9 protein-coding genes are annotated in these 14,023 nt (G+C 62.6%); 3 read left to right on the plus strand and 6 right to left on the minus strand.

Annotated elements, in window-relative coordinates:
* Window positions 1–139 precede the first annotated feature (139 nt).
* Window positions 140–1,756, minus strand: a complete 1,617-nt coding sequence (locus tag ACPJXG_RS19300) for an NAD+ synthase (protein ID WP_425252032.1) — start codon at window positions 1,754–1,756, stop codon at window positions 140–142.
* A gap of 91 nt (window positions 1,757–1,847) precedes the next feature.
* Between ACPJXG_RS19300 and ACPJXG_RS19305 the strand changes: the two genes are divergently transcribed.
* Window positions 1,848–2,981, plus strand: coding sequence for a GNAT family N-acetyltransferase (locus ACPJXG_RS19305; RefSeq protein WP_425254770.1), 1,134 nt, complete (start codon window positions 1,848–1,850; stop codon window positions 2,979–2,981).
* Window positions 2,982–3,033: 52 nt separating this feature from the next.
* Here ACPJXG_RS19305 and ppa read toward each other — a convergent pair whose 3' ends face one another.
* Complete coding sequence (gene ppa, locus ACPJXG_RS19310; protein ID WP_034758697.1) at window positions 3,034–3,576, minus strand: inorganic diphosphatase; 543 nt, start codon at window positions 3,574–3,576, stop codon at window positions 3,034–3,036.
* A 611-nt stretch (window positions 3,577–4,187) separates the two neighbouring features.
* On the opposite strand from ppa, the gene ACPJXG_RS19315 reads away from it, so the two are divergent.
* Complete coding sequence (locus ACPJXG_RS19315) at window positions 4,188–6,617, plus strand: membrane-bound PQQ-dependent dehydrogenase, glucose/quinate/shikimate family (RefSeq protein ID WP_425252033.1); 2,430 nt, start codon at window positions 4,188–4,190, stop codon at window positions 6,615–6,617.
* Between the two features lie 85 nt (window positions 6,618–6,702).
* Here ACPJXG_RS19315 and ACPJXG_RS19320 read toward each other — a convergent pair whose 3' ends face one another.
* The 4 genes from ACPJXG_RS19320 to hemC are packed head-to-tail and all read right to left on the minus strand — an operon-like array spanning window position 6,703 to window position 10,828.
* The gene (locus tag ACPJXG_RS19320; RefSeq protein WP_071653290.1) at window positions 6,703–7,899 is read right to left on the minus strand and encodes a heme biosynthesis protein HemY; all 1,197 of its coding nucleotides are present in this window, start codon (window positions 7,897–7,899) and stop codon (window positions 6,703–6,705) included.
* Between the two features lie 4 nt (window positions 7,900–7,903).
* Window positions 7,904–9,052, minus strand: a complete 1,149-nt coding sequence (locus tag ACPJXG_RS19325; protein ID WP_035826462.1) for a uroporphyrinogen-III C-methyltransferase — start codon at window positions 9,050–9,052, stop codon at window positions 7,904–7,906.
* Window positions 9,049–9,831 carry a uroporphyrinogen-III synthase gene (locus ACPJXG_RS19330; protein WP_425252034.1) on the minus strand — a complete coding sequence of 261 codons (783 nt, stop codon included), beginning with the start codon at window positions 9,829–9,831 and terminating at the stop codon, window positions 9,049–9,051. The genes ACPJXG_RS19325 and ACPJXG_RS19330 overlap by 4 nt, the downstream gene beginning before the upstream one ends.
* Complete coding sequence (hemC, locus tag ACPJXG_RS19335) at window positions 9,824–10,828, minus strand: hydroxymethylbilane synthase (protein WP_425252035.1); 1,005 nt, start codon at window positions 10,826–10,828, stop codon at window positions 9,824–9,826. The genes ACPJXG_RS19330 and hemC overlap by 8 nt, the downstream gene beginning before the upstream one ends.
* A gap of 243 nt (window positions 10,829–11,071) precedes the next feature.
* On the opposite strand from hemC, the gene ppc reads away from it, so the two are divergent.
* Window positions 11,072–13,912: a phosphoenolpyruvate carboxylase gene (gene ppc, locus ACPJXG_RS19340; RefSeq protein WP_425252036.1), complete on the plus strand. Its 2,841-nt coding sequence runs from the start codon at window positions 11,072–11,074 to the stop codon at window positions 13,910–13,912.
* Window positions 13,913–14,023 lie beyond the last annotated feature (111 nt).

The following is a 14,023-nucleotide window of genomic DNA, read 5'->3' on the forward strand; positions in this document are numbered from 1 at the left end:
TTAGCTGGCTTAACGGGACCCCGCAAAACCGTAGCGAGCAAGTTCAATACCGGGTTGAGTAGCGGAGCCGTACTTTAGTACGGTGAGCAACGGATGCCCGGTAGTGAGCTGCGCAGTAGGTTTGGCGGGGTTCCCCACGTTATTCGTAAAACTTCGACGTAATGGGGTAGCGCCAGTCGCGGCCGAAGCCACGGTGCGTGACGCGGATGCCCACCGGCGACTGGCGCCGCTTGTATTCATTGATCTTGATCAGGCGCGTGATTTTCGCCACGTCGGCCGGCGGGTAGCCTGCCTCGATAATGTCGGCGATCGGCCGGTTTTCTTCCATATACATCTGCATGATGCCATCGAGTATTTCATACGCTGGCAAGGAATCCTGGTCCAGCTGGTCGGCGCGCAATTCGGCCGACGGTCCGCGCGTCAGGATGCGCTCGGGGATCACGCTTGAGATGCTGTTGCGGTACGCACACAAACGGTACACGAGCGTCTTGGCAATATCCTTGATCACGGCAAAGCCGCCCGCCATGTCGCCGTACAGGGTGCAATAACCGACCGCCATCTCGCTCTTGTTGCCCGTCGTCAAGACGATGCTGCCATGCTTGTTCGACAGGGCCATCAGCAAGGTGCCGCGGATGCGCGCCTGGATGTTCTCTTCCGTCGCGTCTTCCGCCAGTCCGGCGAACTCATCAGCCAGGGTGGCGCGGAAAGCGTCGAAGGTTTGCTTGATCGGAATTTCATCGTAGCGCACATCGAGGCGTTTTACCATGTCGCGTGAATCGATCCACGAGATATCGGCCGTAAATTGCGACGGCATCATCACGGCGCGCACCTTGTCGGCGCCCAGCGCATCGACGGCGATGGCCAGGGTCAGGGCGGAATCGACGCCACCCGACATGCCGATCAGCACGCCAGGGAAGCCGTTCTTGACTATATAGTCGCGCACGCCCAGCACCAGCGCCTGGTACACCTGCGCTTCGGTGGTCAATGGCGTGGCCAGCGGCTGCGGCACGGGCGAGGCGCCGTCGAACTCGACCAGTTGCAAGTCTTCCTCGAAGTGGCGCAGCTGGGCGCAAATCGTGCCGGCCGCATCCATGACAAACGAGTCGCCGTCGAAAATCAGTTCATCCTGGCCGCCGACCAGGTTGGCGTACACCAGGGCCATGCCTTGCGCGCTGACATTCTTGCGCATGGTTTCATAGCGCAGATGCTGCTTGTTCATGTGGTAGGGCGAGCCATTCGGCACCAGCAGCACTTGCGCGCCGGCCGCGCGGGCGCGCATCGGTGCGTGCTCGAACCACGTGTCTTCGCAGATATTGATGCCGAAGCGCACGCCTTTTACGCCGAAGACGAAAGCCTGGTCCGACGACGTGAAATAACGCTTTTCATCGAATACAGTCGTGTTCGGCAAGTCGTGCTTGCGGTAGGTGCCCAGCACTTCGCCATTCAGCAGCACGGAGGCGGCATTGTGGCGCACGCCCTTTTCGTCCTGCAGGGGCAAGCCCACCACCACGTGCAGATCCTTGAACTGGGCCAGGTCGGCAGCCAGTCCCGCAAACGCTTCCTGCGTTTTTGCGTAGAATGCATTGCGCAGCAATAAGTCCTCGGGTGGATAGCCGACCAGCGACAGTTCCGGCGTGAGCACGATATCGGCGCCCGCCTCGAACGCGCGACGGGAAAGGTCGAAGATCTTGGCACGGTTGCCGGCCAGATCGCCGACCGTACTATTCATTTGAGCAATTGCGACTTTGACTGTCATGATGATGATGGATATTTTCGTTCTATTAAACAAGACAGGGGCGCGCAGGCCGGTGGCGGCGCCCCGAGAGTGATGAATGCACACTACAACAATGAATTATCGCACGGCTATCGTCACTACCCTGGCTGAAATTGGCGAAGCGGCCTGGTCCGAACTACTGGCAAGCCAGGCGGAGGCCACTCCCTTCCTTTCCTACGCCTTTTTGCACGCGCTGCACGAGTCCGGCTGCGCCAGCGCGGACACGGGCTGGCAGCCGAATTACCTGGTGCTGTGGCAAGGCGAGGTGCTGGCCGCCGCCCTGCCCCTGTACCTCAAAATGCACTCGTATGGCGAATACGTGTTCGACTGGGCCTGGGCCGACGCGTATCGGCAACATGGTCTCGAATATTACCCGAAACTGTTGTCGGCGATCCCATTTACGCCCGTGAGCGGCACGCGCTTGCTGGCCCGCGATGGCCAAGCGCGCGCTGCCCTGCAGGCATTCCTGCAAGCCCAGCAGCAAGCGGCCGACGTGTCGTCCTGCCACATCCTGTTCCCGCCGGAAAGCGAGGCGCGCCAGCTGGAAGAAGCTGGCTACCTGATGCGTAGTGGCGTGCAGTTTCACTGGCTCAATCCCGGCTACACGGATTTCGAGCAATTCCTCGCCACCCTGGAACACAAGAAGCGCAAGAATATCCGCGCCGAGCGGCGCAAGGTAATTGACGCGGGCGTCACCATGCGCCAGGTGCGCGGGACAGAGGCAACGGATGCGGACTGGCAGCTGTTCCACCGCTGCTACAGCAATACTTATGCGGAACATCGCTCCTCGCCCTATCTGTCGCTGGAGTTCTTCCGCCGCATCGGCGCCAGCATGCCGGAAAACATTCTATTAGTGATCGCCGAACGCGAGGGCCGGGCCATTGCCGCTTCGCTAGTGATCCACACGGCTGACACCCTGTATGGCCGCTACTGGGGCGCGCTCGAGCACGTGCCCTGTCTGCATTTCGAGACGGCCTACTACCAGCCGCTGGAATTCTGCATCGCCAACGGCATCGCCACTTTCGAAGGGGGTGCCCAGGGCGAGCACAAGATGGCGCGCGGCTTCCTGCCGCAAAAGACCTGGTCCGCCCACTGGCTGGCGCACCCCGCGTTTTCAGATGCCGTGCAGCGCTTCCTCGAACGCGAACGGGGCGGCATCGATGCCTACCTCGATGAATTGAACGAGCACAGCCCGTTTCGCGCATAAAAAAACGCTCCCGGCCATGACTGGCGGGGAGCGTTTTTCCTACTGGGTGTTCTTAGGCTTTGGCGGCATCAGCCTTGAACGCGGCAACGCCGTTCAGGATTTCTTCCTTGGCCACTTCAGGACCATACCAGCCGTCGATCTTGACCCATTTGCCTTTTTCCAGATCCTTGTAGTGCTCAAAGAAATGCTGGATCTGGCGCAAGCGCAGTTCGTTCAAGTCTTCCGGCTTTTGCCAGTGGCTGTAGATCGACAGGACCTTGTCGACTGGCACGGCCAGCACTTTCGCGTCTTCGCCCGACTCGTCGGTCATTTTCAGCACGCCGATAGGACGGCAGCGCACGACTACGCCTGGAATCAGCGGGAACGGGGTGATGACCAGCACGTCAACCGGGTCGCCGTCCGGCGACAGGGTGTTTGGCACGTAGCCGTAGTTGCACGGGTAATGCATGGCGGTACCCATGAAGCGATCGACGAAGATCGCGCCGCTTTCCTTGTCGACTTCGTACTTGATCGGATCGGCATTCATCGGGATTTCGATGACGACGTTGAAATCGTTCGGCAGGTCGCGGCCGGAAGAGACGTTATTCAAACTCATGGGATTCCTCATTAGCGGGTGGTGTTTTAACCGCGTAATTATAGCGAAGTACGGGCCGCTTGTGCGATGCAGCAGCGCCCTGCCGGCGATTCACGCGTCCTGCCAGCAACAGTGGCGTGCATGGCATGCTGGCCCGCGCAGCCTGCCATCGAAAGAATAAACAGGCCACTGGAAATAATAAGTAGAAACACTTAAGCATTACTACGGCAATTCCCGAGTTAATACCGGGAATATCCGCGTATTTTCATTTCAATATCACCATACGGCAGACATGGTTATTATGTTTGATATTGCATTTTATGCAGCCACTTATAACAACAGCGTCAATTTTATTCTCCCCACAATGCGGGTGCATGACGACGCAGCCGCGTCAATACACCCCTTCAGCCAGGGAATTCCCTCTTCCAGCATAATTTTTGCGCTTATTTGAAGCATTTATTTATTCAAATGGCGGCCCTGCCAAAAAACGGCGCGACCAGAAGACAATCATCAATTCTGATAAACTGTCACATTCTGGTGTTTCCAAAACTTCGCATACTCTGCAAACAAAGCCTTCGCTAGATTCAATATGGCGCATCACGCGCCACCGATAAATCCTTGCAAAAAGGAATATGATGATTCCCTCTTTTCGGTCCGGGCCTTTATTAAAGGTCACCGGCGTTATTTTCATTCTGTTTGGCCTCGCCCTGCTGGGCGGCGGCATCTGGCTGGCCACGCTAGGCGGCTCCTGGTACTACTTGCTGGCCGGCATAGGCATGCTGATCGCAGGCGTGCTCGTCTTCAAAGGCAAGCGCAGCGCGCAACCGTTCATGGCGCTGCTGCTGCTCGCCACTCTCATCTGGTCCGTCATTGAAGTGAAATTCGACTGGTGGCAATTGCTGCCGCGCCTCGACATCTGGTTTGCCGCCGCCGTCTGGCTGCTGCTGCCCTTCGTCAGCCGCCGCCTGGCGCCAGCCGCCGCAGAGAAACAGGGCCAAGCGGGCAAGACGGCGCTCTCCGCCGCCGTGGCCCTGACCGTCATCGCCGGCGTCATCGCCCTGTTCCAGGACTACCATGACCTGCATGGCGAAGTGCCAGCCGAAAACATGGCCGCCACCGCCACGGGCGACCTGGCGCCCGGCGTCGAGCACAACGACTGGTCCGCCTATGGCCGCTCCGGCTATGGCGACCGCTATGCCCCGGCCGCACAGATCACGCCCGCCAATATTTCCGGCCTGAAAGAAGCCTGGACCTATCATACGGGCGACTTCAAGGGTCCGAACGACCCGGGCGAGATCGCCAACGAAGTCACGCCGCTGAAGGTCAATGACATGCTGTACCTGTGCACGCCGCACAACATCGTCATCGCGCTGAACCCGGACACGGGCAAGGAAATCTGGCGCCACGATCCGAAGATCAACCGCGACGCGGCCAGCTACCAGCACATGATCTGCCGTGGCGTGGCGTACTGGGACGTGAACGCGGGCCGCGCGAAGAACAACCCGGCCCCCGAAGCTGCCAGCATGGAATGCCCGCGCCGCATCCTGGCACCCACCATGGATGGCACCATGATTGCCGTCAACGCCGATACGGGCGAGTCGTGCAAGAGCTTTGGCAACAACGGCGTCGTCAACCTGTATAAAAACATGGCCATGATCAAGCGCGGTTTCCTGATGCCGACTTCGCCGCCGGCCGTGTCGCAGAAAATGGCCGTGATCGCCGCCAGCGTGACGGACAACCATTCGACGGAAGAGCCATCGGGCGTGATCCGCGGCTACGATCCCGTCACCGGCAAGCTGATATGGAACTGGGATCCGGCCACGCCGGAAGATACCGCGCCTTTCCCTGAAGGCAAAAACTACACCAACAACTCGCCCAATTCCTGGGGCGTGGCCAGCATCGATGAAAAGCTGGGCATGGTCTACATTCCGATGGGCAATGAAACCCCCGACACCTGGGGCGGCAACCGCAACAAGAATGGCGAGAAATTCAACAGCGCCATCGTCGCGCTGGACCTGGCGACTGGTAAAGTGCGCTGGGTGTACCAGACCGTGCACCACGATATCTGGGACATGGATATCGGCGGCCAGCCGTCGCTGGTCGACATCGACACGCCGAAAGGCAAAGTGCCGTCCGTCGTGGCCACAACAAAACGCGGCGACATCTATGTGATCGACCGCCGCGATGGCAGCCTGGTCGTGCCGGCGCCGGAAAAACCCGTGCCAACGAGCAATCCTGCCGCTGGCGACACCCTGTCGCCCACGCAGCCGTTCTCAGCCCTGACCTTCTTGCCTGAGCGCAATATCAGCGAAGCGGACATGTGGGGCACCACGCCGTTCGACCAGCTCGCCTGCCGCATCATCTTCAAGGAACGCCGCTATGAAGGCCCGTTCACGCCGCAAACGGCTGGCAAGGGCGCCGTCATCTCCCCTGGCCCGCTCGGCATCTTCGAATGGGGTGGCGCGGCCATCGACCCCGTGCGCCAGTTGTTGATCGTCAACCCAGACTACATGGGCTTCCTGGAAAAACTCGTGCCGCGTGCGGAAACGACGGCCAAGGGCGGCACGGGTGGCGAAATGGGCTTGCAGCCGCAGACGGGCGTCCCGTTCGCCGTGGAAATCAAGGCCTTCCTGTCGCCGCTGGGCTTCCCATGCCAGGCACCGCCGTGGGGCTATGTGGCCGCCGTCGACCTGCGCACAATGAAAAAAGTGTGGATGCACAAGAACGGCACCACGCGCGACAGCGGTCCCGTGCCGATCCCGCTGCCACTGGGCGTCCCTAGCCTGGGCGGCATGGTCACCACGGGTGGCGGCGTGACCTTCCTCAGCAGCACGCTCGACTACTACATCCGCGGCTACGACGTAAGCAACGGTAAAGTCATCTGGAAAGCCCGCTTGCCAGCCGGCGGCCAGGCTACGCCGATGAGCTATGTGTCGAACAAATCGGGACGCCAGTTCGTCGTCGTCATGGCCGGCGGCCACGGTTCGCTGGGCACGAAGATGAGCGACACCCTGGTCGCATATTCCTTGCCGGAAGGCACTGCAGCAGTACCGAAGAAGTAAAGCGCGAAGAAGTAAAGTAGCAGCGCAAAAAAAAGCCGTTCAGTCTGCACTGAACGGCTTTTTTACGTCTGAAGAAACAAGTGGCTTACAGGATGGTCGCCAGTGCGCACTGCCGGTAATGCGCGGCAGCCTGTTCCGTCTGCTGCAAGGCATCGTGCATCTGCGCCAGCTTCAGGTGGGCGTCGCGCACCATTTGCGGCTCGTTCGCGTCCGACAAAGCCTGCTCCAGGTGGCGCTGGGCCTTGCCCCACAGTTTTTGCTTGAGGCACAAGGTACCCAGGGTCAGCGCCAGTTCCGCGTCCAGCGGACGCTGTTTCATCCATTGCTCGCAATGCTCGATCTGCAGCAGCAGGGCCGGCGTGCCGCTTGGCGCCGCCGCTTCGCGGTAGGCGCGCACGACTCTCTCGTCCCAGTCGGCGGCCAGCGACTCTTCGCACACGAGGCGCGCTTCATCGTGCAGGCCGCGCGCATTCAGGGCCGTGGCGGCGCGGCAGGCGATATACGGCTTGACCCGGTCCGCGCTCGGCACGGTGGACCACACGCGCATCAGGGATTCGGCGTCATGCGACGGGTCGGACAGCAAATGGTCGTAGGCCAGTTCGCGCAGGCGCGACGACAGGGCCGGATGCAGGGCGCGGTGCTTGTCGAGCGAACGCACGAGGCGCAGCACTTCCGGCCAGTTCTTTGCCTGCTGCTCGGCTTTCAACGACCATTGCAGCGCGTGGATGTGGCGCGTGCCGCTGGCATTGAGTTCGCGCACGGCGGCCAGGGCCGCTTCCGGCTGGTGGTCGTCGACCAGCAATTCCGTCACCGTCATCAAACGGGCCGTCTTCAGGCTGGCATCGCCTTCGACGCGGGACAGCCAGCTGTCGCGGCGTTCGGACTGGCGCATGCGGTGTGCGGCGCGCGCGCCGATCAGCGCGGCCAGGCCGGCGTTTTCTTCCAGCTCGGCGGCGCGCAAGGCGGCCTTCTCGGCATGGCCGAAACGGCCTTCGAACAGGGCTTTCAAGGCTTCGCGCAAGCCCTTGTTGCCGTCGCGCTCACGCTTGCGCTGGCGGTAGGCCGCCACTTGCGCCGGCATGCGCACGGTGGCGCGCACGGCGCGCACCAGCAGGTACAGCAGCACGAACAGCACGACCTGCAGCAGCAGGAAGAAGTTCAGCGACAAGTCGATGCGGTACGGCGGATAGAACAGCACCACGTTGCCGGGATTGAAACGGGCCGTCACGGCGATACCGATCGCCGCGGCCATCAGGGCGAGTAACCAGAGAAATAGACGCATGGGCTCAGGACTTCGCTTTGTAGTTGCGCACAGCCGTCAGGCTGTCGGACAAGGTTGGCATCTCGATGGCCAGGTTGCTGCCCTGCACCTGGCGCAGCAGGGCTTGCGCCGTCTGCGTGCTCTTGGCGCGGGTGTCGAAATACTTGGCCAGCGCATCCTGCGCCGCGATCAAGTCGTTGCGGAAAGCCGTTTCATTGCGCGACAACAAGGCCATGCGGGCATTGAGCAGGCGCAGCTTGACATTTTCACGCAAGAAATACGATTGCGTCGGCGACAGCATCAGCGCCTCCGGCGTATCGACACGGCGGATGCGGATCAATTGTCGCACGTCGGCCCACATGTCGCCGCTCCAGGTATTGAAGCCGTCGCGCACTTTTTGCAGCAGCGGTTCCGGCGCGGGCGGCCCTACCAGCTTGCCGGCGGCGTCGCGCACGGGCTTGGCCTTGCCGGTTTTTTCCGGCGCGGCCGGCAAGGCCGGCGTTTCGTCGGACAGCATCGGCAGGGAATCGACCTGGGCGATCACGGCGTCGAGGCGCAGGGCCACGCCCGTCGAATCGACGCTGGGCAGGGCCTTGAGTTTTTCCATGTCGCGCCCGATGGCGCGGCGGATGGTGATGAATTGCGGCTTGTCGGAACGCGACAGGCTGCGGTCCGCGTTTTGCAGGGCGATCAGTGCGCCGGGCACGTTGCCGGCCAGTTGCAGCTGCTGGCTGGCCGTCGACAGCACTTGCTCGATTTCCGTCAGCGCCCACTCGTCGCGGTTCTTCGACAAGTCGTTATACAGTTGTTCCAGGGCCAGCTGCTGGCTCTGGGTTTCGCTCTGGCGGTTTTCCAGCGCACCCACCTTGATTTCCAGCTCTTTCGTGCCTTCTTGCACGTTGCGCGCCAGCACGCCCGTTTCGGCGTTGCTGACGTCGCCCTTTTGCAGGCGCTTGGCCACTTCTTCGCGCAGGTTGCGGATCTGCTTGCTGGTCGACCAGCTTTGCGCAGCCAGCAGCACGGCCAGCACGATGACGGCGATGCTCATGGGCTTTTGCAGCTGTTCCAGCAGGGTCGGCGCGCGGCCGGCAGGTTGGTCGGCCGCCTGCGGCGCCGTCTTCACGGCGCTGCCAGGCGTTGCATTCGGTTCGGAGAGTGTAGGCATTTCGTTCATGGTCGTGATTGTAACGCGGCGAGCACTCCTGCGTCGCCTGATCCTGTCAGGGTGACACGGGCGAAACCCAGGGCCGCCGCCGTTTGTGCAATGCGGGCGTGCGGCACGATCAGATGCTGCTGTTGCATTTTCACAACAGCCGTCTTTTCAGCATCCATTTGGCCCAGCAGCGCCAGCAAACCGCGCAGCGCTTCCGAGCTGGTGATGATCCAGTCATTATTATGCTGCAACAGATTTTCCAGGGTCGCCCGCAAGGCCGGCGTCAGCGTCGGCACCTTGCGCCGATAAGCCGTGACGAACTCGACGTCGGCGCCGGCCGCGCGCAAGCCGTCGGCCAGGTAATCGCGTCCGCCATCGCCACGCACGATCAGCACGCGCTTGCCGCGCAGGGCCGGCAAGTCCAGCGCCAGCAATAAATGTTCGGAATCGCTGCGCGCCGTGTCCAGCGGACTGGTAATGCTGGCGTTGGCATCCGTGACGCCATGCGCGGCCAGGGCCATCTTGCTGCCCTCGCCCACCACCGCCAGCGGCAAGCCTGCCGGCCAGGCGGGCAGGTGCGCAAAGACGCAGTCAATGGCGTTCGGCGAGACGAAGGCCACCAAGTCGTAATCGCGCAGGCGCGCCAGCACGGCTTGCAGCTGCGCGCATTCGTCCGCGCCGTCAAGCGCGTGGATTTCCAGCAGCGGCAGCAGCTGCACGGGCAAGCCCAGCGCCGCGATCCTGGCGGCCAGCGGCCCCGCTTGTTGCGCGGGCCGCGTGATCACCACGGTGTCAGGCATGCGGCGCCAGGCCTTCATGGTTGTCGGGCGTGACGGCACACGAGGCGAGGATGCCGGCGGCATCTTGCCCGCGCAGCAATTCTGCCACTTGCTCGCCCAGCTGTTCCGGCGCGCTGGCTGGGCCTTCAAGCTCGGCGCTGGCCATGCGCGCGCCGTCCGGCGTGGCGACCATGGCGCGCAAACGCATCTGTTCGCCTTCGACGGTGGCGAAGGCGGCCAGCGGAATCTGGCAGCTACCGCCGAAAATCTTCGATACCTTGCGCTCGGCCGTGACGGCTTGCGCCGTGGCCGCGTGGTTCAGCGGCGCCAGCAGACGCACCAGGTCGGCGCCGTCAGCACGGCCGCTGCGGATTTCGATCGCCATGGCGCCCTGGCCTGCCGCTGGCAGGCTGTCTTCCGGCGCCAGCACGGCGCGGATGCGCGATTCGAGTCCCAGGCGTTTCAGGCCGGCGGCGGCCAGGATGATGGCCGCGTAATCGCCACGGTCCAGCTTGCCCAAGCGCGTATCGAGGTTGCCGCGCAGGGGCAAAATCGTCAGGTGCGGATAGCGCGCGGCGATCAGCGATTGGCGGCGCAGGCTGCTGGTGCCGACGATGGCGCCGTGCGGCAGCTCGGCCAGGCTGGCGTAGTCGTTCGAGACGAACGCGTCGCGCGGGTCTTCACGCTCGAGGATGGCGGCCAGGGCAAAGCCTTCCGGCAACTCCATCGGCACGTCTTTGAGCGAATGCACGGCCAGGTCGGCGCGGCCTTCTTCCATCGCCACTTCCAACTCCTTGACGAACAGGCCCTTGCCGCCTACCTTGGACAGGGCGCGGTCCAGAATCTGGTCGCCGCGTGTGGTCATGCCAAGAATTTCAACGCTACACTGCGGATACAGGGCGGCCAGACGCGCGCGCACGTGTTCAGCTTGCCACATGGCAAGACGGCTCTCGCGCGTGGCGATCACCAGGCGGGCAGGAATATTCAATTCGTTCGGGGTCAATTCGGATGCTTTCAAAACAAGTTCTTTCGCTGTGGCTGTCGTTGTCATTATCGTTGCCAATTCGCCCGTCCGATATCAATTTATATCGGAATGGCGCCCGGCGTCGCTATAATCGTTATCCCTTGGCCTAAACGGCCAAGTCAGGCTAGCGTCCATGTTGAAGACCACAAATTTTATCATGCGCCCCCTCCCCTCTGCGGCCAAACGCCCGGTGCGATCCACATTCCCTTGCTTTTACACTTACTTTGGTTCTTTATTATGCTCAATGACGCAGTAGCACCAGAAATAGTTCCAGCGGCCGGTTCCGACAAGGACGCGCCACTGAAAGAAGACATCCGCCTGCTGGGCCGCCTGCTGGGCGACGTGCTGCGGGAACAAGAGGGCGACGCCGTCTTCAATGTGGTGGAAACCATACGCCAGACGTCCGTGCGCTTCCGCCGCGAAGCGGACGCGGACGCGGCGCTGGAACTCGACGCCATGCTCAAGGAACTGAGCCGCGAACAGACGATTTCCGTCGTGCGCGCCTTTTCCTACTTTTCGCACCTGGCCAACATCGCGGAAGACCAGCACCACATCCGCCGCCGCCGCGCCCACCTGCTGGCAGGATCCAGCGCGCAAAAGGGCAGCGTCAGCTTCGCGCTGAAGAAACTGCGCATGGCCGGCGTGCCGCGCAAGACCGTCGACACCTTTTTCCAGGACGCCCTGATCGCGCCCGTGCTGACGGCCCACCCGACGGAAGTGCAGCGCAAGAGCATCCTCGACGCCGAGCACGACATCGCCCGCCTGCTGGCCGAGCGCGACCTGCCGCAGACGCCGAAAGAACGCCACGCCAACATGCAGCTGCTGCGCTCGCGCGTCGCCACCCTGTGGCAGACGCGCATGCTGCGCTACTCGAAGCTGACGGTGGCCGACGAGATCGAAAACGCCCTGTCCTACTACCGCATCACCTTTTTGCGCGAACTGCCGGGCCTATACGACGACATCGAGGACGACATCGCCGCCGAGTACCCGAACGGCAATGGCACCATCGAACCGATCAACGCCGCCTACGTGCAGATGGGCAGCTGGATCGGCGGCGACCGCGACGGCAATCCGAACGTCAACGCGGGCACCATGCAGCATGCGCTGGCGCGCCACGCCACCACCATCCTCGACTTTTACCTCGACGAAGCGCACGCGCTGGGCGCGGAATTGTCCGTCTCGACCCTGATGGTGGGCGTGAGCGCCGAACTGCAGGCGCTGGCCGACCAGTCGCCGGACGCCTCGCCGCACCGCAGCGACGAGCCGTACCGCCGCGCCCTGATCGGCATCTATGCGCGCCTGGCCGCCACGGCCCGCGCGCTGGGCGCCACCAACATCCTGCGCAAGGAAGTGGGCGCGGCCGCCGCCTACCCGGACGCGGCCGCCTTTGTCGCCGACCTGCGCACCATCGTCGCCTCGCTCGAATCGCACCACGGCGCCGCCCTCGTGCGCCCGCGCCTGGCCACGCTGGCGCGCGCGGCCGACATCTTCGGTTTTCATCTTGCCTCGCTCGACATGCGCCAGACCTCCGACGTGCACGAGCGCGTGCTGGCCGACCTGTTCGCGCAAAGCGGCGTGGCCGCCGATTACACGGCCCTGTCCGAGGAAGACAAGCAGGCGCTGCTGCTGAATGAACTGGCCCAGCCGCGCCTGCTGTACTCGCCCTACATCAGCTACGCCGCGGAGACGGATTCCGAGCTGGCGATCCTGCGCGCGGCGCGCGACATCCGCCAGCGCTACGGCGCGCGGGCGATTCGCAACTACATCATTTCGCACACGGAAACCGTGTCCGACTTGCTGGAAGTATTGCTGCTGCAAAAGGAAACAGGCTTGCTGCGCACCGACTGGCAAACTGGCGACAGCAGCTGCGAGCTGATGGTCATCCCTCTGTTCGAAACGATACCCGACCTGCAGCGCGCGGCCGGCATCATGAGCCAGGTCATGGCCTTGCCCTTGGTAAAACAATTAATCGCCAAGCAGGGTCAATTGCAGGAAGTCATGCTCGGCTATTCCGATTCGAACAAGGATGGCGGTTTCCTGACCTCGAACTGGGAACTGTACAAGGCGGAACTGGCGCTGGTGTCCGATTTCCAGAAGGCCGGCGTCAAGCTGCGCCTGTTCCATGGCCGCGGCGGCACGGTGGGCCGTGGCGGCGGACCCAGCTACGAAGCCATCCTGGCCCAGCCGCCGGGCACCGTCAACGGCCAGATCCGTTTGACGGAACAAGGCGAGATCATCGCCTCGAAGTTTTCCAACGCGGAAATCGGCCGGCGCAACCTGGAATTGCTGGTCGCCGCCACCCTGGAAGCGAGCCTGGCGCCGCAGGAAGCCAATCCGGCCCGCAACGGCCAGCTGGCGCAGTTCGAAGCCGTGATGGCGGAACTGTCTGACCTCGCCTATCACGCCTACCGCCACCTCGTGTATGGAACGCCGGGCTTTACGGAGTATTTCTTCTCGGCCACGCCGATTGCGGAAATTGCCGAACTGAACCTCGGTTCGCGCCCCGCCTCGCGCAAGGCCAACCAGCGCATCGAAGACTTGCGCGCCATTCCCTGGGGCTTTTCCTGGGGCCAGTGCCGCTTGCTGCTGCCGGGCTGGTTCGGTTTCGGCAGCGCCATCGAAGCGTGGATCAAGCAAGCCGACGGCGCCGCGCAGGATGACAAGATCGCCACCCTGCGCGCCATGTACGCCGAATGGCCGTTCTTTGCCACCCTGCTGTCGAACATGGACATGGTGCTGGCCAAGACGGACCTGGCGATCGCCTCGCGCTATGCGGAACTGGTGGCGGACCAGGGCTTGCGCGAACGCATCTACAAGCGCATCACGGACGAGCATGGCAACACCTTGCGCTGCCTGGAGCTGATCACCGGCAATACCGAGCGCCTGGCGGGCAATCCGCTGCTGGCCCGCTCGATCCAGAACCGCTTCGCCTACCTCGACCCGCTGAACCACTTGCAGGTGGAATTGATCAAGCGCAACCGCGCCCTGTCCAGCGCCAGCAAAGTCGACGAACGGGTGCACCGCGGCATCCAGCTGTCGATCAATGGCGTGGCGGCCGGCTTGCGCAACACGGGCTGATAAGGTCGCATTGCCATCGGCAAACAGGGCCGGCACCGCAAGGGCCGGCCCTTTTGCTTTCCCAATGGAAAAAATATTCTCAAGAAAGCAACATTTGGTATTACACTAGCG

The sequence above is a fragment of the Janthinobacterium sp. NFX145 genome, from assembly GCF_049810325.1.
GTDB classification, from domain to species: domain Bacteria; phylum Pseudomonadota; class Gammaproteobacteria; order Burkholderiales; family Burkholderiaceae_D; genus Janthinobacterium; species Janthinobacterium rivuli.